This window comes from Nonomuraea sp. NPDC049709, assembly GCF_040674815.1.
Taxonomy (GTDB): Bacteria; Actinomycetota; Actinomycetes; order Streptosporangiales; family Streptosporangiaceae; genus Nonomuraea.
In genome coordinates, this window is record NZ_JBFANM010000015.1 from 36,274 (window position 1) to 54,535 (window position 18,262).

Here is an 18,262-nt window from a genome sequence, read left to right on the forward strand (position 1 = left end):
CTGGCGAGATCTTTGCGAAGATATTCTTCACCCTTGGCGATCTGGTCGCGGCCGGTCCCCGTGCCACGAATGCCAGAGGTCCGCGTACCCGCCGCCGGCCGCGACCAGGTCCTCGTGCGTGCCCAGCTCCATGATCCGCCCGTCCCGCATGACCGCCACCCGATCCGCGTCGTGCGCCGTCTGGAGGCGGTGGGCGATGGCGATGACGGTACGCCCGCCGAGGACGGCGGCCAGGGCGCGCTCCGTGTGGCGGGCCGTTCCCGGGTCCAGCAGGGCGGTGGCCTCGTCGAGGATCAGCGTGTGGGGGTCGGCCAGCACGACGCGCGCCAGGGCCAGCTGCTGGGCCTGCGCGCCGTCCGGGCGGTGGGCGCCGTGGCCCAGGTCGGTGTCCAGGCCGTCCGGGAGGTCGTCGATCCAGTCGGCGCCCACGGCGGTCAGGGCCGCGCGCAGGTCCGCGTCGGTGGCGGAGGGGGCGGCGATCCGCAGGTTGTCGCGTACCGTGCCGAGGAACACGTGGTGCTCCTGGGTGACGAGGACGACGCGCTCGCGCAGCCGGTCGGGGTCGAGGCCGGCCACGGGGACGCCGCCGACCGTGACAGAGCCGGTCCGCGGGGCGTCCACGCCCGCCAGCAGCCTGCCCAGCGTCGTCTTGCCCGCGCCGGAGGGGCCGACGATCGCCAGGCGCTCGCCGGGGCGTACGCACAGGTCCACCCCGTGCAGCACGTCCGGGCCGCCGTCGTAGGCGAAGCGCACGCCGCGGACCTCCAGCCGGTCGCCGGCCGGCTCCGGGGAAGCGGCCGGCGTGCTGAGGGGAGCCGTGGCCAGCCCCTCCACGCGGGAGAAGGAGGCGATGCTGCTCTGCAGGCGCTCCAGCTGCTGCAGGACGGTGTTCAGCGGCTGCTCCAGCCGGCGCAGGTAGAGGGCCGCGGCGACCACCGTGCCCAGCGTCACGGCGCCCGGCTGCCGCGTCATCAGCGCGCCGCCGAGCAGCAGGACGGCGGCGACGGGGATGGCGTACGAGACGTCCACCACCGGGAAGAGCACGCTGCGCAGGAACAACGTCCTGGTACGGGTGCGGCGGCACTCGTCGATGGCCCGCCGGGCGGCCGTGATGCGGCGGTGTTCGAGCCGGAGCGCCTCCACCGTGCGGGCGCCGCTGGTGGTGGCGGCGAGCTCCTCGGCGAGGGCCGAGTTGGCGGCGCCCTCGGCCAGGTACGCCCCGACCGCCCGGCGCAGGTACCACCGGGAGGCGAACCAGATGCCGGTGAGGCCGAGCACCCCGCACGCGCCCAGGAGCGGGTCGAGCGCGAAGACGGCGGCCAGGATGAAGACGGCCTGGACGGCGGCGATGGCCACGTCGGGACCGGCGTCGCGGAGCGTGGCGCCGACCGAGGCGACATCCGTGGTGCCCCGGGTCGTCAGGTCGCCGGTCCCGGCGCGCTCGACCACGGAGGCGGGCAGGGCGAGCGTGCGCTCGGTGTACTCCTCCCGGACGCGGGCCAGCGTACGCTCGCCGAACCGGTGGCCGACGAAGCTCGCGTAGCGGGACAGCAGGAGCTGGACCACGCCGCAGACGAGGATGGCCAGGGCCAGCCGGTCCACCGCGGCGACGGTCGCGCCGGACTTGACCTCGTCGACGATGCGGCCGAGCAGCCACGGGGCGGCCAGCCCCGCGCTGGCGGCCAGGGCGTTGAGCGCGAGCATGGCGGCGAAGGCGCGGCCGTCCAGGCGGACGAGCCGCCACGCGGCCCGGCGCGTCCGCCCCGGCTCGGCGACCGGCAACCGGCCGTCGCCGGCGGAATCGGGGGTGGCGGTCATCGGGCGAGTTCCTGGGGCGGGACGCCGGTTCCATCGGCCGGCCCGTCGTCCGCCTCGCCGCGGGACACCAGCAGGCGGTAGCCGGGCTCGTCGCGCAGCAGGCCGGGGTGCTCGCCCGTGGCCGCCACCACGCCGTCCACCAGGTAGTACACCGTGTCCGCCCGATCCAGCACGAGAGGCGAGGTGGTGGCGACGACGGTGGTGCGGCCGGCCCGCGCGGCGCGCAGCCGGTCCGCGACGGCCGCCTCGGTGTGGGCGTCCAGGGCCGAGGTGGGCTCGGCGGCCAGGAGGACCTCCGGATCGGCGAGCAGCGCGCGGGCCAGGCGGACGCGCTGCCGCTGCCCGCCGGACAGGTTGCGGCCCTGGGCCGAGATCACCGAGTCCAGCCCGTACGGGAGCGCCCGCACGATGTCCTCGCCCATGGCCGCGCGCACGGCCCGGAGGAGTGCCTCGTCGTCCGGCTCCCGGCTGCCCGCGATGATCTCGCGCAACGCCCCCGCGAACAGGTCGGCCTCGTTGTCCGCCACCAGGATCCGCTCACGTACCCGCTCCCGGCCGAGGTCGCGGAGGCGGACCCCGCCCCAGGTGGCGGCCGATCCGGTGAAGCCGCCCAGGCGGTCGAGGACGGCCGCCGCCTCCGCCGGTCGCGCGCTGACCAGCGCGGTCAGCCGCCCCGGCGCGATCTCCACGCCGGACGCGGGATCGCGCAGCGTGGCCGGCGACCCGGGTGCCTCGGCGTCTCCGCCCTCGGCGGCAGGCTCCAGGTTCAGGAAGTGGATCACCCGGCGGGCGGCGACGAGGCCGCGGCTGAGGTCGTAGCCGCCCTCGGTGAAGAACGCGACGGGCACCACCAGCACGGCGGCGTACCCGTACACCGCCACCAGCTCCCCGACCGAGATGTCCCCCTGCACGGCCATCCGGGCCGCCAGCCACGTCACCGCGCCCAGGAACAGCGTGGGCAGGCCGACCCCGAGGGCGTGGATCCAGCTCGTCACCGCCCCGACCCGGTACCCCTGCTCGCGCAGCTCCTGCGAGCCGCGCCGGTAACGTTCCGCGTACACGTCCTTGCCGCCGATGCCGTTCAGCACCCGCAGCCCTCCGGCGATGTCCGCGAACCGCGCGGCGAGCTCCCCCTGCCGCACCCGGTAGGCCGTCTCGGCCCCGCGCAGCCGCCCCAGCAGCGGGCCGAGCAGCACGGCGAGCAGCGGCACGCCCAGCAGCACCACGGCGGCCAGCGGCGGCGAGACGGACAGCAGCAGCCCGGCCACGACGAGGTAGGCCAGGACCGCGCCGACGCCCGGGCCGGTGATGGTGAGCGTCTGGGCCAGCATGGCGGCGTCGCCGAACCCGATCGTGACCACCTCCCCGGCCGTCACCTTGCGCGGCAGCGCCGCCCCCAGGCGCGTCGCGTGCAGGACCACCACCTCCACGGTCCGGAACGCGGCGTCCATGCGCACCCTCGTCATCGTCCGGTGGCGCATGATGGCCAGCCACGCGTTCAGCACACCGGTGCCGAGCACGGCGGCGACCCACCCGGCCAGCACGGGCAGGTGCCCTGTCGCCAGGCCGTCGTCGATGGCGCGGGACAGGAAGTACGGCGGCAGCGTCAGGCACACCATCCAGGCCGTGCCCAGGACCGCGCCGAGCAGGACCCGGCCGCGCTGCCGCGTGACCAGCCACCACAGGTACCGTCCCGCGCCACGGCAGTCGGGGGTTCCGGGATCCATGATCCGCTCTGCCATGTCCAGCACACTAACGACCCGGCCGCGGTGGACCGGGAAGGGGGTCCCTAGGGCACGAGGACGACCTTGCCCGTCGTCCGCCTGGTCTCCAGCGCGGCGTGGGCGGCCGCCGCCTCGGAGAGCGGGAACGCCTGCACGGCCGGGACGAGCGTGCCGTCGGCGGCCGCCGCCAGCGCCCTGGCCTCGTACGCGGGCCGCTCGTCCGGCCGCCCGAGCAGGAGCAGCAGGGCGTTGGTCGCGGTCAGGCCGCGCTCCTTGAGCTCCTCCGGGTCCGGCGTGAAGTCCTGCTGGGAGGCGTTGCCGATGGTGACGTACCGGCCGCCGTCGGCCAGGAGCTCGAACGCCGCCCGCGCCCTGTCCCCGCCCACCCCGTCGAGCAGGGCGGTGACCGTCCGGCCGCCGAGCAGGTCGGCGACGGCCCGCTGCCAGGAGGGCTCGTCGTAGTCCACGGCGAGGTCCGCGCCCAGCTCGCGGACGGCCGCCACCTTGGCGGGACCGCCGGCCGCGCCGACCACCGTGGCGCCGAGGCGGTGCGCGTACTGGACGATCAGCCGGCCGATGCCACCCGCCGCCGAGGTCACCAGGACCACGTCGGAGGAGGTCAGCTCGGCCACGTCCAGGAACTGCAGCGCGGTGCAGCCGGTGACGATCATGGCGACGGCCGTCTCGTGGCCGAGCCCGGTGGGGATGCGGTGCAGGGCTTCCACGTCGGCCACCGCCAGCTCCGCGTACCCGCCCGGGCGGCCGGCCGACGTCACCACGTTGCGGCCGATCCAGGCGGGGTCCACCCCGGGGCCCACGGCGGTGACGACTCCCGCCACCTCGCCGCCGAAGATCGACGGGAGCTCGGGCAGGGGCGGCGTCGACCCGCCGGACAGGCCGGCCCGCATCATCGTCTCGACCAGGTGCACGCCGGCCGCCCGCACGGCGATGCGCACCTGGCCGGGACCGGGTTCGGGGTCGGGGACGATCTCGTAGCTGAGGTTCTCGGCTGGGCCGAAGGTGTGCAGGACGACGGCGTGCATGGCTCTCTCCCGAAGGTCGCGTACTCCGAGCCTGCAACCTCGACCATGCTTGAGGTCAACCCTCAGGTGATGTCCAGGAGGTGCGGCGACCGGAAGCCGGGCGCCTACCGCGCTGGGCGGTTCGGCCCGAACAGGTGCTTCCAGCGCTCGGCAGCCCGGATCATGTCCTGGTTGGTCTGATGCAGGAACCTGGCCACGGTCTCCATCCGGGCGCCCACCTGGGTGGTCGCCCCGAAGACCTGGGCCCCGTCGCGGGCGGCCTCCGCGAGCCGGGCGTTGCGTTCCACGCTGGCCAGGTAGGACCGGTACCAGACGTCGTCGTCCACCACGTAACGGTCACGCCGCCGGCGGGGGTCGCGCTCGCGCCTGATCAGCTCCTGCTCCTCCAGAAAGGCGACGGCGGTCGAGATCGAGGCCGGGCTGACCTGCAGGCGCTCGACCAGCTCCCGAGCGGTGAGCGCCCCGGTGTCGGTGGTGGACAGGCAGGTGAGGACCCGGGCCGTCATCCGGGGCAGGCCCGTCAGCATCAGCACCTCGGTCATCCGCTCCTCGAACGCCCGCACCGCCCTGGGGTCGCGCCCGTAGGCCGTCGGGGTGGCCCGCCGGGCGGGCGCCGGGGCCGGCTTGCCACGGCGGGCGCGCCGGGCGGTCGCCTGCTGGGCGCGATCGGCCCGGTAGTCCTGGGGGCCGCCGTTGCGCAGCACCTCACGGCTGACGGTCGAGGTCGGCCGGCCGAGCCGCCTGGCGATCTCGGCGTAACCGAGCCCTTCTGACAGGCCCGCCGCTATCTGCCGCCGGTCCTCGTGGGTCAGCCTGCCTCCCGGCATCGTCACCCGCCTCCCACTCGCTCGATCGTTCCCGGCCAGTATTGCGTTCGAACCCACTCCATTGCAACTTTCTCCATTGCGTTCGGGCGCAGCCCCATTGCAATCTTCACCCCGTTCAACCTGCTGATATGCCGCTCATGCCGCCAAAGGCGGATTGACGGAAAGTATGAATGCAACGTAGCTTTTGTACTTGTCCGAACACGTAGTATCGCGAATCAGGGGAGACGCGAATGAGTAACGCAGTGCAGAAGGTGCTCGACGGGGCCGTGGCCGACGGCGGGGTGCCGGGGATCCTCGCGGACGTGCGCGACGGGCGCGAGAGCTGGTTCGGTACGGCGGGCGTGGCCGACCTCGAGACCGGCCGCGAGCGCCGCCCGCAGGACCGGTTCAGGATCGGCAGCCTCACCAAGGCGTTCACCGCGACCGTGGTGCTGCAACTCGCCGCCGATGGCGCGCTGAGCCTCGACGACACCGTGGAACGATGGCTGCCCGGCGCGATCCCCAACGGGGGCGAGATCGCGATCAGGCGGCTGCTCAACCAGACCAGCGGGATCTTCAACTACACCATGGACGAGAAGATCATGGGCCAGTACGTCGGCCCGGCCGTCCTGGAGCGCCGCTTCGATCGCATGCGGCCCGAGGAGCTGGTCAAGATCGCAGTGAGCCACGCTCCCGCGTTCGCGCCGGGTGCGGGCTGGGGCTACTCCAACACCAACTTCGTGCTCGCCGGGCTGATCATCGAGCGGGTCGCCGGCCGGACGTACGCGGAGGAGGTCGAGCGGCGCATCGCCCGCCCGCTCGACCTGGCCGGCACGTACGTCCCCGGCGACGACACCGAGCTGCGCGGCCCCCACTCCCGCCACTACTCCAAGCTCCTGCTCACCGAGCCCGACGCCGAGATCCACGACGTCACCGAGCTGAACGCCTCCGGCGCCTGGGCCGCCGGCGGCATGGTGTCGACGGCCGACGACCTGCACCGGTTCCTCGGCGCCCTCCTGGGCGGCCGGCTGCTCCCGCCCGCGCAGCAGGAGGAGATGTTCACCGGCGTCTCCACCGAGGGCTCCGAGTGGATCCCGAACACCACGTACGGGCTGGGCGTCTTCTGGCAGGAGCTGCCCGGCGGGGTGACCGTCTGGGGCGGCGGCGGCGCGATCAACGGCTCCTGGACGTACGCGATGGGCAGCCGCGACGGCGAGCACCTGGTCGTCAGCAACGTCAACGGCGACTGGGGCAACTTGATCGGCACGTTCGCCGAGCTGCTCCAGGCCGAGTTCTGCCCCGGCGACACCCGCTGACGAGCGCTAGCAGGCGATCGCCGTCGTGGTCTACGTCGCCGTGAAGGTGGAGGAGGGTTGCACCGACTTCATCTCCACCAGGGAGCCGGCGGCGGCGCTCGGCATAGCGTCGCCGACGGCGACCAAGATCGTGCAGAGCCTGGCCAGGGCGGGGCTCATCGAGACCCGCGAGGGTGCCAAGGGTGGCATCAGGCTGGCCAGGCCGTCCGAGAAGATCACGCTGCCGGACGTGCTCCAGGCGAGCGAGCAGGAACGCCAGCTGTTCAGGACGGACATCGACCACGCGCTGACCGGCGGGCGGCCCGACGTGATCCGCCGGCGCGTCGCGGACAACCTGCGGCAGGCCGAGGGCGCCATGAAGGCCGGCCTGGCCGCGACCACCATCGCCGACCTCCACCGGGGCACTGGCGCTGGTGGTGGGCTGTCTGGCGTTACGGCCGACGCCGGTCCACCCGGTCGCGTGGGATCCGCCGCAGGACCCGGGCCTCGGTGACGCGGTCGGACGGGTCGAACGGAGCTAGGGGACGAGCTTCAGGGAGGGCCGCTGGTCGGGCAGGCCGATGAGCTCGCGCACCCGGGCGATGGGCCAGGCCAGCTCCTGGGCCAGCGTCGCGGCGCTCAGGCCGCTCCCGCCGCTCGCCAGCTCGAAGGCGTGCGCCAGCAGGACGGGTTGCTCGCCCGGATAGCCGGAGACCGGCTCGTTGGTGAAGCCGGGCTGCTCACGCAGCGCGTTGAGGCGCTGGTAGGCCCGGCCGGCGGCCGAGTCGGACAGCAACCCCGTCTCCCGGCAGCGGTAGAGCAACGAGTCGACCGACACCCCCCAGGTCTGCCGCAGCTCCGCCAGCCTGCGCAGGTCGGCGCGCGGCGGGAGCTGGGGCAGGATGCTGTCGCGGGGCGTGAGGAACTCGGCGGCGAAGGCGTCGGCCTCGCGCTCCTGCTGGGTGTCGCCCGCGGCGGTGTCGCCGTGCAGGACGAGGTGGCCCAGCTCGTGGGCGGCGGTGAAGCGGTGGCGGTAGATGTCGTCGAACCTGTTGGGGGTCAGCACCACGATCGGCCGGGGCAGGCTGGAGGTGGAGAAGGCGTCGACGGTGACCGCGTCGGGGTCGTGGCGGGGGAAGGCCACCACGATGCCGTGCGCCTCCATGCGGCGCACCAGATGGCTGATCGGGCCGGTGCCCAGCCCCCAGTGGGCGCGCAGCGCGCGGGCCGCGCCCGCCGGGTCGCGCGGCAGCGCCGAGTGCATCTCGCCGCCCGCGAAGCCGGGCAGGTCGACGGCGGGGAGCTGGACCCGCTTCTCCAGGGCGTAGGCCAGCTCCCACACCTGCTCGACGAAGGCCACGGCCTTGGCCCGCTGGTAGGCGCGGGTGGAGCGCAGGCTGCGGAAATGGGCCATGGAGCCGTCGAGCTTGCCGTGCGGGCGCCCCGGCAGGAAGAACGCCATCGGCACCGACAGCACCTCGGACAGCAGCGGGATCAGGTCGGGCCGCGGCCGGGTGACACCGGCCTCGTACTGCCCGACCGCCGCGGGGGAGACGCCGAGGTGCTCGGCGACCTCCTTCTTGGTGAGCGCGGCCAGATGGCGGGCCTGGGTGAGGCGCGTGGCGTCGAAGGCGTCGGCGACGGCCTGCGGAGTCAGCCCGCCCGGCCGGGAATCACGCACCGCTTGCGGCTTCTGGCCTGATCGGGGTGGCCTCGCTGACGGGCGCCGCGAGCCGGGCGGCGCCGGTGCGCGGATTGAGCTCGGGCGCGGGCAGGACGCCCTGGTCGAACGCCGCCGCGCTGTCGCCGTGGGCGGGCGAGTGGGCCTCCTGCAGCAGCGGGATCTCCTCGCAGTGGTGCCAGCGCAGGCTGCCGAGGCGGTCGAGCAACTCGGCCTCGCCCCACCAGGCGTCCAGCAGCCCGGCGTGCGCGTTGCAGGCATAGGCGATCAGCACCAGCCTGGTGTCCTCGGGCAGGTCGCCCAGCGCCTCGGCGACCGGGACCGCGTGCGGCGCGACGTCGTGGAGGGCCAGCTGCCGCATCCGCGGCTCCGGCCCGAACCGGTTGAACAGCGCCTGCACCAGCGCCGACGGCCGCCCGTCGCCGATGCGGGCGCTCATCACGCTCACCGAGCGGTCCTTGGCGTAGCGGAACGGGAACAGCAGCTTGCCGTTCACCACCACCAGCTCGTGCTGGGAGCCGCCGGGCTTGACGATCCGCACGTCGCCCTGGTCGCCGAACGCCTCGGCCAGCGCCTCGAACTTGCGCGACATGAGCGTGAACCCGAACGGGTGCAGGTGGTCGGTCTGCGCGACCTTCTGGGCGTCGCGGGCGTTTTCCAGCGCGACCGACAGCGCCTCCGCGACGCCCTGCCTGATCAGGGGGACGCGCTGCCCGAACGTCTCGTGAGCCCACTGGGACACCCGCATGCCCGACCCTCCCGCCGCTTTATTTTCCAACATCATAGACCCGCTCCGGCTTCATGATGCCCGTGCGACACACCCGTGACTTGTCCGTCTCGCACATCTGTATGACAATGCGCCTCGACCAGGCCCAGGGTGCCTGCGCGAACGATCGGAAGAGGCCCGCGCGTGACCAGGTGGACCGTCAACTGCTCCATCCTCTACACGGACCTGCCGCTGCTGGAGCGGCCGGCCGCGGCGGCGGCCGACGGGTTCACGGCGGTCGAGTTCTGGTGGCCATGGCCGGTGGCGGTGCCCGGTGACCGGGAGGTGGAGGGGTTCGTCCGCGCCGTCGAGGACGCGGGCGTACGGCTCACGGGCCTCAACTTCTTCGCCGGCGACATGCCCGCCGGCGACCGCGGCCTGGTGTCGTGGCCCGGCCGCTCGCGCGAGCTGCTCGACAACATCCCGGTGGTGGCGGCCATCGGCGAGCGGCTCGGCTGCCGCGCGTTCAACGCCCTCTACGGCAACCGGATCGACGGGGCCGACCCCAAGGAGCAGGACGACCAGGCGGTGGAGCTGCTGACGGCCTGCGCGCGGGGCGTACGGGGCACCGTGCTGCTCGAACCGGTCAGTGGCGCGCCCCGTTACCCCCTGCTGACCGCCGCCGACGCCGTCGCCGTGCTCGACCGGCTGGGCGAGGTGCCCAACGTGGGCCTGCTCGCCGACTTCTACCACCTGGCCGTCAACGGCGACGACGTGCCCGCCGCCATCGAGCGGTACGCCGGGCGCATCGCCCACGTCCAGATCGCCGACGCCCCGGGAAGGGGTGCCCCTGGCGAGGGCGAGCTGCCGCTCCGGCGGTGGATCGACGACGTGCGCGCCGCCGGATATGACGGGTACGTCGGCCTCGAATACCGCTCGGAGGGCCCGGACGCGTTCGCCTGGCTCCCCCGCCAGGACCGCGCCGCAGACCCGGAAGGATCATCGACGTGACCGCCATCGCCTTCATCGGCCTCGGCATCATGGGCAGCCCCATGGCCGTGCACCTGGTCAGGGCCGGGCACGCCGTGGCCGGCTACAACCGCACGCCGGCCAAGGCCGCACCGCTGGCCGAGGCCGGCGGGCGGGTGGCGGGGTCGATCGCCGACGCCGTGACCGGCGCGGAGGTCGTCGCGCTCATGGTGCCCGACTCGGCCGACGTCCAGGACGTGCTGACCGGTGCGGACGGCGTCTTCGCGCACGCCGCGCCGGGCACGCTGATCATCGACTTCTCCTCGATCCGCCCCGACGTCACGCGCGAGCTGGCCGAGCAGGCAGGGGAGCGGGGCCTGCGCCATCTCGACGCCCCGGTCTCGGGCGGCGAGGCGGGCGCCAGGAACGCGGCCCTGTCGATCATGGTGGGTGGCGAGGCCGACGCCTTCGAGGCCGCCAGGCCGATCTTCGACGCGGTCGGAAAGACCGTCGTGCACGTCGGGCCGAGCGGCTCGGGCCAGACGGTCAAGGCCGCCAACCAGCTGATCGTCGCCGCCAACATCGAGGCGCTGGCCGAGGCCGTGGTGTTCCTGCGGGCGTACGGGGTGGACCTGGAGGCGGCGCTGGAGGTGCTCGGGGGCGGCCTGGCCGGGTCCGCCGTGCTGGCGCAGAAGGGCGCCAACATGGTCGCCCACTCCTTCGAGCCCGGCTTCCGCATCGCCCTGCACCACAAGGACATGGGCATCGTCACCTCGGCGGCCCGCGAGGCCGGCGTGGTGCTGCCGCTGGCGGCGCTGGTGGCCCAGCTCGTGGCCTCGGCGAACGCCACCGGCGACGGCGCGCTGGACCATTCGGCGCTGCTGCGCGGTGTGGAGCGGCTCTCGGGGGCCGAGTAAAAGGAGTCCCAGATCCATCACTCTAAGTGACAAGAGTGACTACTTAGAGTAATCATCGCTGTTAGTTGTTGGCCATGTTCTCATTTGGATCATGGCCCTCCCGGGCGGCGACCGCCGCGACCGCGGCCTTCCTGGCACTGGTTCCGGCCGCCGGCGCGAGCGCCGCTCCCGCCGAACTCCCGCCTCCCCTGTCTGTTCCGGCCGCGTACGCGGAGCTCCAGCAGCTCGTCGTCGCCGAGCCGCGCTCGATGGCCGGCTACAGCCGCGCCCGCTTCCCGCACTGGGCACGGCAGGGCTACTCCTGCGACACCCGCGAGACGGTGCTCGCCCGCGACGGCGTGGACGTCAAGCAGGACGAGAGCTGCCGCGCCATCTCGGGCACCTGGTACAGCGAGTACGACGGCAAGGAGTTCACCAGCTCCTCCGCCCTCGACATCGACCACATGGTGCCGCTGGCCCAGGCGTGGCGCTCGGGCGCGAACGCCTGGACCGACGCGCAGCGCAGGCATTTCGCCAACGACCTGGACGGGCCCCAGCTCATCGCGGTCTCAGCCGCCTCGAACCGGTCCAAGGGCGACCAGTCCCCCGACCAGTGGCGGCCACCGCTGCGCAGCTACTGGTGCACGTACAGCCGGGCCTGGATCGACATCAAGGCCCGGTACCAGCTCACCATCACCGACGCCGAGCGGGACGCGCTCCTGGAGATGGTGTCGACCTGCCACGAGGATGGAGGCGCGTGAGTGGCGCCGAAACGTACGAGAGCACCGTCCTCGCCGGTCCCGGCGGGGTGATGACGGATGAGGTCGGCGTCATCACCGGCGAGGTGACCGTGCGCACGGAGGTGGCCGGGGATCAGGTGACGGTGCGCATCCAGTACCTGGACGCCGACGAGTGGTACGAGATCGAGGGCAGCCTCCTGGGCCCGGCCGCCGATCCCGGACCGCACCTCCACAAGGAGATCGTCCAGGCCGTCGAGCGCGGCATGCCCAACGGCCTCGCCGACCTCCGCCCGGCCACCTGAACGGCCCAGCACTGGAAGACGGCCCCGGTCGCCCGAGGACGGCCCGGCCGGCTGAAGACGGCCCCGGCGACCCCGTGTCGCCGGGGCCCCGCAGCTCAGCTCCCGGCCTTCTCCTTCTCCGAGAGGCGCCGGATCAGCTCCTCGGCGGTCATCGCCTCGCCGGGCGGCACCGGCGCCGGATGGGCGCGCATGCCGGCCAGCACCAGCCGCACCGCCCGCTCCCGCAGCTCCTCGCCCAGGTCGGCGGGCAGCGCGGGCAGGCCACGGATTAGAAGCCCGACCACCCCCATGACGTCTCCCGCTCCGACGTCGGGACGCAGCGCCCCCTCGGCGTGGGCGGCGTTCACGACCCGGTCGAGGGCCTCCAGCAGGCGCGTCCGGCCCGCGTCGATCTCGGGCGTGGCGGCCACGTCGTGCACCTGCGCGCCGGCGACCGACACGAGCAGGTCCAGCCGCAGTCCAGCGCAGCCGCGCACGAACCGGCTGAGCGCGTCCCAGGCCCACGTCTCCTCCGCCCGCGCCTCCTCGGCCAGGGCGATCATGCGGTCCAGGCCGTCGGCGAGTACGGCGTGGATCAGGCTGTCGCGGTCGGGGAAGTGCCGGTAGAGCGTGCCGGCGCCCACGCCGGCCAGCCGCGCTATCTCGTCCATCGTCGCGCCGGGGCCCTGCTCGGCGAACACCCCCCGGGCCGTGTCGACGATCAGCTCCCGATTCCTTCTGGCGTCCGCTCTCAGTTGGCCCGGCGCGCCCATGCGGTCAGCCGCCTCTCGCTTGACTTCACTTCTCGCTGCAGCCTAACGTCAGAAAGCGGAGGATTTTTCTCCTGTTCTGGATGGGCGGAAGTGTGATCGACACGAAAACCCTGGTCACGCGGGCGTACGGACCGTCCGGGAATTTCAGCGCCGAAGACCTGCCGCGACCTGTCAGGCACGCGTTCGCGACCGCCTTCCCGTACGTGCCGGGCTCGGCCCCGGCATCACGACGTACGCCGTGGGTTGTTCGGCTTCGGCGCGCCCCCGTCGTACGCCGCACGCTTCGCCCTGCCCGCCGTCGCCTCAGGCGCCCCGGCCGAACGCGCGACGTTCCGGGCCGACGGCCCCTTCCGTGGCCCGCGGACCGGACGGGCCCGCCCCGGAGACGGCGGCGGCGCTGGCGAGCACCGGCATGACGGCTGCCGCGGCGATCGAGGACGGCACGTTCCAGCCGGGGAAGCGGTTCCTGGGGAGGGAGGGGAGTGCGGGCCCGATGGCGGCGTCCCGCCCGGTCCGCACCGGGGCCTCGCGCGGATCGGCTGGCGGTCGCCTGACCGGCCCGCGCCACGGCCCCCGTCTTCGCCGACTCCCATGCCCCCCGCCACCGAGGCCTCGCGATGGGCCCGGTGGAGCTGCTGCCACCCGACGTGCACCTGCCGGCCTGGGAGCACGGCCCGGGTTTGTCGGTGGCGTGGCGTTGAATCGCCCTCATGGAAACACGACAAGGCCCGTTCTGGGACGTGCTCGCCGGAAGGGCCCCGCAGCCCCCGGCCGCCACGACGCTGGGCTGGGAGTTGCTCGGCATCGACCCCGACCGGGGGACGATCGAGGTGGCCTTCGAGGCGGGCGAGAGCTTCACCAACCCCGTCGGCGCGATCCAGGGCGGGTTCCTGGCCGCGATGCTCGACGACACGCTCGGCCCGGCGCTGGTCGCCACGCTGCCGCCGGGCCAGTTCGCGCCGACGCTCGACCTGCACGTCCAGTTCCTGCGCCCGGCCCGTCCCGGCAGGCTCGTGGGCCGGGGCCGGGTCGTGCGCCGGGGCCGCCAGGTGTGCTTCATGTCCGGCGAGCTGCTCGGACCCGACGGCGAGCCGGTGGCCGTGGCGACCGCGACGGCACACATCCAGCCGATCAAGCAGGGCTGAGCGCGGGAGGGAGGGCGATCAAGTAGCGCGGGCGGGGAACAATCAAGCGGCACCCCGAACCAGCGCGGCCGCCACGAGAGCGCCGACAGCACGAGCACCGTCCAGGCGGCGGTGAGCAGATAGCCGAGCGTCTCGCCGACCCCCGTGCCGAGATAGCCGTGCAGGGCGGCGAACGTCGTCTCGGCCGCGCGCGGGTCGGCCGCGTGCGCGAGGGCGGGCACGGCGTACGGCCAGCGCAGCAGCCCGAGCACCTGCACCAGCCCCGCGAGCACCCCCACCGGCACCGCCAGCGACGCGGCCGGCCCGGGCGGCAGCCGCCGCCCGGGTAAGACCGCGCCCGGCACGAGGGCCGGCCTCACCTCATGACCAGGACGTCAGGCGCCCCCGGTAGACCTTCCTGGCCCGCTCGTACAGGTCGAGGTGGTCGCCGAGCTGCTCGCCCGTCTCGAACGTGCCGAACTCCCGCAGCACCACCTCCAGCCGGTCCAGCCACGCCAGGCACCACCGCACGTCCGCCTGCCTGGCCACGTGCCCGCCGGCGACGTTCACGTACACCGGGCTGGTGTGGGCGTAGGCGCCGCGGTGCATGGTGCGCGGGTGCGGCCCGCCGGTGGCCACGGCCACCACGTACGTCGGCTCGCCCGCCACAGTCGTGGCCACCAGCCGCCCGGGAGGCCCCTGCGCCAGGACGCCGTCCGCGGTGCGGATCTCCAGCGACTCCACCTCCGGCCCGATCGAGGAGACGACGATCTCCACCCGCTGCCCCGGGGCCAGCTCCAGCGTGTCGCCCGGCCCGTACCCGTTGACCGTGAGCTCCAGCCACGGCCCGGTGGTGGCGAACGTGCGCCCGAGCAGGATCGCCTCGGCGTAGGACTCGGCCGTCAGCGGGCCCGCGACGTTCGCGTACACCCGCTCCCAGCCGGGCGGGCCGGAGGCGGTGCCGCGGCGGCAGAACGACAGCACGGCGTCGGTCCCGGCGGTGACGGCGAGCCGGTTCCCGGCGCCGATCAGGCGGCGGTAGACGGCGGCGGTGGCCGCGATGGAGGAGTGGTTGAGCACGTCGAGGGTGTCGATCAGGCCCAGCGCGGCGTCGGCCACGATCTCCCTGGCCGAGCACGAGCGCCCGCGGTCGAGCACCACGTCCGGCGGGTCGTCGTCGCCGAACGGCGTGTGGAACGGATGCCCGTAACCGGTGATCCCGCCCAGCGCCCGCAACTCCTCCAGCGCCACGGAGTTGGGCGGCCAGTCCGCCGTCCCCTGGAAGCCCGTGTGGTAGCGCCGCGGCGGCTCGCGCAGCCCGAACGCGGTCAGGTGCCCGATCAGGTCGTTGCGATATTCGACGCCGAGCCTGGCCAGGTGCCGGTCGTCGGACCACGGCAGGTCCTTGCCCGCCCAGTGCCTCAGCGCCTCCACGTCGTAGACGCGCTCGCTCGCCACGTTGCCCGCCACCAGGTTGAGCACGTGCAGGTCCTCGCCGTGCTGCGCGGCGGCGGCCAGGGCGGGCGCGGCCGGCTCCTCGCCCATCCAGTTGAGGTGGACGTGCAGGTCGCCGCCGTACCAGCCGCGGGCGGCCGCGTCGTAGAGCCGCTCGGGCGCCAGCTCGACCAGCGTCTCGGCACCGGCCTCCGGGGTCACGGTCACCTCGGCGAAGGTGTACTCCATTCCCCTGGTCACGGCCACGGTGACCGGCTCCGCGGGTACGGCGACCACGAGGTCGTCCCCGTGGAAGTACGGCCGCCGGAGCCCGTCGATCTTCGGCGGCGCGTCCTCCGGGTACCAGCCCTGCCCGTTGGCGCCCGTGACGCTCCACCGGCACGGGAACCCGGCCCGCACCCGGACCGTGGCCGCCGGGGCCCGCCTGCTCAGCGGGGACAGATCGACCGGCTCCCCGCCCACCAGGACGGACTCGGCCACCTCGACGACCTTGGCCCCGCGCGGCGCCACCACGTACGGCGTGCCGTCCACGACCACCGTCACCGGCTCGTCCCGGCTCGAATCCAGCAGCAACGCCGTACGGAACGGGCCGTCGCCCAGCACCACCCGCGTGGCGGCCTCCAGGGCGCACCCCTCGGGGGTGAGCCGCAGCGCGGGCAGGTTGTCCGGCACGTCGCCGCCGAGCGCGTCGCGCACGACCCGATCGGGATCCACCTCGCCGAGGTGGTCCTCGAGCTCGGCCGCGGGCAGGTCGGGGTGGGACTCGGCGACCTGACGCAGGGCAGTGGCCCAGTAACCGTGGTGGCCGGACAGGAAGACGGTGGCCCAGGCCTGGACGACGTACGACAGGGGCGGCTCACCCCAGCGGGCGTCGTGCGCGTCACGCAACGCGCGGTACTCGGCCAGCGCGGCGGCCACGGGCGCGGGAAGCAGCGGATCGTCACACATCGGACACTCCCTGGAATTGGACGCGCCGTCATCGTGACACGAATCGTCCGCTGCGTCCCCCATCTCGGGGTACGGGGAGGTCATGACGCACATCATCGATCGCGAAGCCGTACAGGACCTGCTCGCCACCCGCGACGCGCAGCTCGTCGAGGTGCTGCCCGAGCGTGAATACGCCTGGGCACACCTGCCACAGGCGATCAACCTGCCGTTGCGCGGCCTCGACCAGTCCGCCGGCACGCTGGACCGGGAGCGCCCGGTCATCGTCTACTGCCACGACTGGCTCTGCGACCTGAGCCCGCGCGCCGCCCACCGCCTCGAACGGCTGGGGTTCGGCGAGGTGTACGACTACGGCGTGGGCAAGATGGACTGGCTGTCCGCCGACCTGCCGTACGACGGCCACGCCGCCCTGGTGTCCCAGAACGTGCGCCGCGACCCGGTGACCGCCGTGCTGGACGACCCGCTGGGCTCGCTCACCGAGCGCATCATCGCCGACCCGGCCGGGCTGGCCGTCGTGGTGGACGAGGACGACGTCGTCCAGGGGATCATCGGCTCGCGCGAGCTCAAGGGCGCCGACCTCGACGACACCGCCGAGAGCGCCATGCGGCTCGGCACCACCACCGTACGCCCGAGCGAGGAGCTCGAACCGCTGGTCCAGCGCATGGACCGGGCGAAGGTGGACCACGTCGTGGTGACCCAGGCGGACGGGACGCTGGTGGGTGTGTTCGGCCTCGGCGACTCCCGCCCGCCCGAGAACGAGTCCGACCGGGGCTGAGGCCCGCTCAGGCCCGGTCCCGATCGGGGACGTCAGCGTGGCGAGCACGCTCAGGCCCGGTCCCGATCGGGACGGAACGGCCGGCAGGCGCGCTCAGCCTCGCCGGTCGAGCCGGAACATCGGGTGCCCAGGGCTGCCCGGCTGGGCGTCCAGCGACTTGTCGTCGAGGATCGGCACCGCGTCCTCGGCGACGAACACGCGCACGTCCTCCTTCTCGACCACCTGGTCTCCCGCCTGCGGCGTGCTCGCCAGGGAGACCTCCAGAGTCCCGGCCTCGTCCGCCTTCGGGGCGATGCGCAGCCCCGCGTCGGCGGGTACGTCCTCACCGACCATGAGGTCACGGATGGCGACGACGGCGTTGTCGGTCAATGTCAGCACGACCTGCTCCTTTGTCCTGTTCGGAACCCTCCGCCTCCCCCCGGCCTCATGGCCCAAACACCTGCCCGACCGCTGGCCCGACCGCTGGCCCGACCGCTGGCCCGATCACTGGCCCGATCATCGGCCCGATCATCGGCCCGATCATCGGCCGGAATGCCGGGATGACTCCCGGGTAGCGGAGGCGGCATGGGTAAGACCGAGGGAGCCGTACTGGACGCCCTGCTCGACCGCTACGGCCGCACATTCGCCCGCGAGGCGGGCATCAAGCTGTCCGACCAGCCGAAACCGCTCTACCAGCTGCTCGTCCTGGCCACCCTGCTCAGCGCGCGCATCTCGGCGGAGGTCGCCGTCGCCGCGGCCAGGGAGCTGTTCGCCGCCGGGTACGCCACGCCCAAGGGCATGCGCGAGGCGAGCTGGCAGGACCGGGTGGACGCGCTGGGCCGCGGCCACTACCGCCGCTACGACGAGCGCACCGCCACGATGCTCGGCGACGGCGCCGACCTGCTCATCGACCGGTGGAAGGGCGACCTGCGCCGCCTGCGCGACGAGGCCAAGGGCGACGACCGGCGGATCGCGTCGCTGCTGATGGAGTTCCCGGGCATCGGGCCGACGGGGGCCGACATCTTCCTGCGCGAGGTCCAGGCCGTCTGGCCGCAGGTCGCGCCGCACCTGGACAAGCGGGTGCTGGACGGCGCGGGCAAGCTCGGGCTGCCGCGCCAGGCCGGCCCGCTGGCGAAGCTGACCCACTCCGGCGACGAGCTGGCACGCCTGTCCGCCGCTCTCGTCCGGGTCTCGCGCAGCAAGAAATCCGTGGACGAGGTCAAGTCGGCTGCGGCGCGCTGACCATGAAACG

General features: G+C 73.7%; 19 protein-coding genes. 9 read left to right on the top strand and 10 right to left on the bottom strand.

Going from position 1 to position 18,262, the window contains the following annotated elements:
• Positions 1 to 27 precede the first annotated feature (27 nt).
• The 4 genes from AB0J69_RS16860 to AB0J69_RS16875 all read right to left on the bottom strand — a co-directional run bounded on the left by AB0J69_RS16860 (position 28) and on the right by AB0J69_RS16875 (position 5,412).
• The gene (locus AB0J69_RS16860; RefSeq protein ID WP_364117768.1) at positions 28 to 1,818 is read right to left on the bottom strand and encodes an ABC transporter ATP-binding protein; all 1,791 of its coding nucleotides are present in this window, start codon (positions 1,816 to 1,818) and stop codon (positions 28 to 30) included.
• Positions 1,815 to 3,560 carry an ABC transporter ATP-binding protein gene (locus AB0J69_RS16865; protein ID WP_364117770.1) on the bottom strand — a complete coding sequence of 582 codons (1,746 nt, stop codon included), beginning with the start codon at positions 3,558 to 3,560 and terminating at the stop codon, positions 1,815 to 1,817. Before AB0J69_RS16865 ends, AB0J69_RS16860 begins: the two co-directional genes overlap by 4 nt.
• Before the next feature lie 47 nt (positions 3,561 to 3,607).
• Positions 3,608 to 4,585, bottom strand: a complete 978-nt coding sequence (locus AB0J69_RS16870) for a zinc-binding dehydrogenase (RefSeq protein WP_364117772.1) — start codon at positions 4,583 to 4,585, stop codon at positions 3,608 to 3,610.
• A 104-nt stretch (positions 4,586 to 4,689) separates the two neighbouring features.
• Complete coding sequence (locus AB0J69_RS16875) at positions 4,690 to 5,412, bottom strand: helix-turn-helix domain-containing protein (protein WP_364118028.1); 723 nt, start codon at positions 5,410 to 5,412, stop codon at positions 4,690 to 4,692.
• A gap of 230 nt (positions 5,413 to 5,642) precedes the next feature.
• On the opposite strand from AB0J69_RS16875, the gene AB0J69_RS16880 reads away from it, so the two are divergent.
• On the top strand, positions 5,643 to 6,707 hold the full coding sequence (locus tag AB0J69_RS16880) for a serine hydrolase domain-containing protein (RefSeq protein ID WP_364117774.1): 1,065 nt from the start codon (positions 5,643 to 5,645) through the stop codon (positions 6,705 to 6,707).
• A gap of 25 nt (positions 6,708 to 6,732) precedes the next feature.
• A complete protein-coding gene (locus AB0J69_RS16885; protein ID WP_364117775.1) occupies positions 6,733 to 7,200 on the top strand; it encodes an Rrf2 family transcriptional regulator in 468 nt (155 codons plus the stop codon).
• Positions 7,201 to 7,224: 24 nt separating this feature from the next.
• On the opposite strand, the gene AB0J69_RS16890 is transcribed toward AB0J69_RS16885, so the two are convergent.
• Positions 7,225 to 8,367, bottom strand: a complete 1,143-nt coding sequence (locus AB0J69_RS16890; protein WP_364117777.1) for an XRE family transcriptional regulator — start codon at positions 8,365 to 8,367, stop codon at positions 7,225 to 7,227.
• The gene (locus AB0J69_RS16895) at positions 8,360 to 9,115 is read right to left on the bottom strand and encodes a hypothetical protein (protein ID WP_364117779.1); all 756 of its coding nucleotides are present in this window, start codon (positions 9,113 to 9,115) and stop codon (positions 8,360 to 8,362) included. Before AB0J69_RS16895 ends, AB0J69_RS16890 begins: the two co-directional genes overlap by 8 nt.
• Positions 9,116 to 9,277: 162 nt before the next feature.
• On the opposite strand from AB0J69_RS16895, the gene AB0J69_RS16900 reads away from it, so the two are divergent.
• From AB0J69_RS16900 to AB0J69_RS16915, 4 genes are all read left to right on the top strand, one after another.
• A complete protein-coding gene (locus AB0J69_RS16900) occupies positions 9,278 to 10,084 on the top strand; it encodes a TIM barrel protein (protein WP_364117781.1) in 807 nt (268 codons plus the stop codon).
• Positions 10,081 to 10,959 carry a 2-hydroxy-3-oxopropionate reductase gene (locus tag AB0J69_RS16905; RefSeq protein WP_364117783.1) on the top strand — a complete coding sequence of 293 codons (879 nt, stop codon included), beginning with the start codon at positions 10,081 to 10,083 and terminating at the stop codon, positions 10,957 to 10,959. Before AB0J69_RS16900 ends, AB0J69_RS16905 begins: the two co-directional genes overlap by 4 nt.
• Positions 10,960 to 11,033: 74 nt before the next feature.
• A complete protein-coding gene (locus AB0J69_RS16910) occupies positions 11,034 to 11,699 on the top strand; it encodes an HNH endonuclease family protein (protein ID WP_364117785.1) in 666 nt (221 codons plus the stop codon).
• Complete coding sequence (locus AB0J69_RS16915; RefSeq protein ID WP_364117786.1) at positions 11,696 to 11,980, top strand: hypothetical protein; 285 nt, start codon at positions 11,696 to 11,698, stop codon at positions 11,978 to 11,980. The genes AB0J69_RS16910 and AB0J69_RS16915 overlap by 4 nt, the downstream gene beginning before the upstream one ends.
• A 95-nt stretch (positions 11,981 to 12,075) precedes the next feature.
• Here AB0J69_RS16915 and AB0J69_RS16920 read toward each other — a convergent pair whose 3' ends face one another.
• Both AB0J69_RS16920 and AB0J69_RS16925 read right to left on the bottom strand, forming a co-directional pair.
• A complete protein-coding gene (locus AB0J69_RS16920) occupies positions 12,076 to 12,732 on the bottom strand; it encodes a TetR/AcrR family transcriptional regulator (RefSeq protein WP_364117788.1) in 657 nt (218 codons plus the stop codon).
• Positions 12,733 to 13,035: 303 nt separating this feature from the next.
• A complete protein-coding gene (locus tag AB0J69_RS16925) occupies positions 13,036 to 13,251 on the bottom strand; it encodes a hypothetical protein (protein ID WP_364117790.1) in 216 nt (71 codons plus the stop codon).
• A 191-nt stretch (positions 13,252 to 13,442) separates the two neighbouring features.
• Here AB0J69_RS16925 and AB0J69_RS16930 point away from each other — a divergent pair, with 191 nt between their 5' ends.
• Positions 13,443 to 13,877, top strand: coding sequence for a PaaI family thioesterase (locus tag AB0J69_RS16930; RefSeq protein ID WP_364117792.1), 435 nt, complete (start codon positions 13,443 to 13,445; stop codon positions 13,875 to 13,877).
• Between the two features lie 360 nt (positions 13,878 to 14,237).
• Here AB0J69_RS16930 and AB0J69_RS16935 read toward each other — a convergent pair whose 3' ends face one another.
• Positions 14,238 to 16,259, bottom strand: coding sequence for a CehA/McbA family metallohydrolase (locus tag AB0J69_RS16935; RefSeq protein WP_364117794.1), 2,022 nt, complete (start codon positions 16,257 to 16,259; stop codon positions 14,238 to 14,240).
• An 82-nt stretch (positions 16,260 to 16,341) separates the two neighbouring features.
• Here AB0J69_RS16935 and AB0J69_RS16940 point away from each other — a divergent pair, with 82 nt between their 5' ends.
• Complete coding sequence (locus AB0J69_RS16940) at positions 16,342 to 17,031, top strand: rhodanese-like domain-containing protein (protein WP_364117796.1); 690 nt, start codon at positions 16,342 to 16,344, stop codon at positions 17,029 to 17,031.
• Between the two features lie 93 nt (positions 17,032 to 17,124).
• Here the strand turns inward: AB0J69_RS16940 and AB0J69_RS16945 are convergent, their stop codons facing one another.
• Positions 17,125 to 17,409, bottom strand: a complete 285-nt coding sequence (locus tag AB0J69_RS16945; protein ID WP_364117798.1) for a Fe-S cluster assembly protein HesB — start codon at positions 17,407 to 17,409, stop codon at positions 17,125 to 17,127.
• 186 nt (positions 17,410 to 17,595) lie between these two features.
• Here AB0J69_RS16945 and AB0J69_RS16950 point away from each other — a divergent pair, with 186 nt between their 5' ends.
• Positions 17,596 to 18,252, top strand: a complete 657-nt coding sequence (locus AB0J69_RS16950; protein WP_364117800.1) for an endonuclease — start codon at positions 17,596 to 17,598, stop codon at positions 18,250 to 18,252.
• Positions 18,253 to 18,262: the final 10 nt, after the last annotated feature.

What these genes read in the sequence shown, in the direction of transcription:
- AB0J69_RS16880 (WP_364117774.1), top strand. Translation starts at nt 5,643, where the DNA reads ATGAGTAACGCAGTGCAGAAGGTGCTCGACGGGGCCGTGGCCGACGGC.
- AB0J69_RS16920 (WP_364117788.1), bottom strand. Translation starts at nt 12,732, where the DNA reads ATGGGCGCGCCGGGCCAACTGAGAGCGGACGCCAGAAGGAATCGGGAG.
- AB0J69_RS16950 (WP_364117800.1), top strand. Translation starts at nt 17,596, where the DNA reads ATGGGTAAGACCGAGGGAGCCGTACTGGACGCCCTGCTCGACCGCTAC.
- AB0J69_RS16930 (WP_364117792.1), top strand. Translation starts at nt 13,443, where the DNA reads ATGGAAACACGACAAGGCCCGTTCTGGGACGTGCTCGCCGGAAGGGCC.
- AB0J69_RS16860 (WP_364117768.1), bottom strand. Translation starts at nt 1,818, where the DNA reads ATGACCGCCACCCCCGATTCCGCCGGCGACGGCCGGTTGCCGGTCGCC.
- AB0J69_RS16870 (WP_364117772.1), bottom strand. Translation starts at nt 4,585, where the DNA reads ATGCACGCCGTCGTCCTGCACACCTTCGGCCCAGCCGAGAACCTCAGC.
- AB0J69_RS16875 (WP_364118028.1), bottom strand. Translation starts at nt 5,412, where the DNA reads ATGCCGGGAGGCAGGCTGACCCACGAGGACCGGCGGCAGATAGCGGCG.
- AB0J69_RS16895 (WP_364117779.1), bottom strand. Translation starts at nt 9,115, where the DNA reads ATGCGGGTGTCCCAGTGGGCTCACGAGACGTTCGGGCAGCGCGTCCCC.
- AB0J69_RS16940 (WP_364117796.1), top strand. Translation starts at nt 16,342, where the DNA reads ATGACGCACATCATCGATCGCGAAGCCGTACAGGACCTGCTCGCCACC.
- AB0J69_RS16935 (WP_364117794.1), bottom strand. Translation starts at nt 16,259, where the DNA reads ATGTGTGACGATCCGCTGCTTCCCGCGCCCGTGGCCGCCGCGCTGGCC.
- AB0J69_RS16910 (WP_364117785.1), top strand. Translation starts at nt 11,034, where the DNA reads ATGTTCTCATTTGGATCATGGCCCTCCCGGGCGGCGACCGCCGCGACC.
- AB0J69_RS16865 (WP_364117770.1), bottom strand. Translation starts at nt 3,560, where the DNA reads ATGGCAGAGCGGATCATGGATCCCGGAACCCCCGACTGCCGTGGCGCG.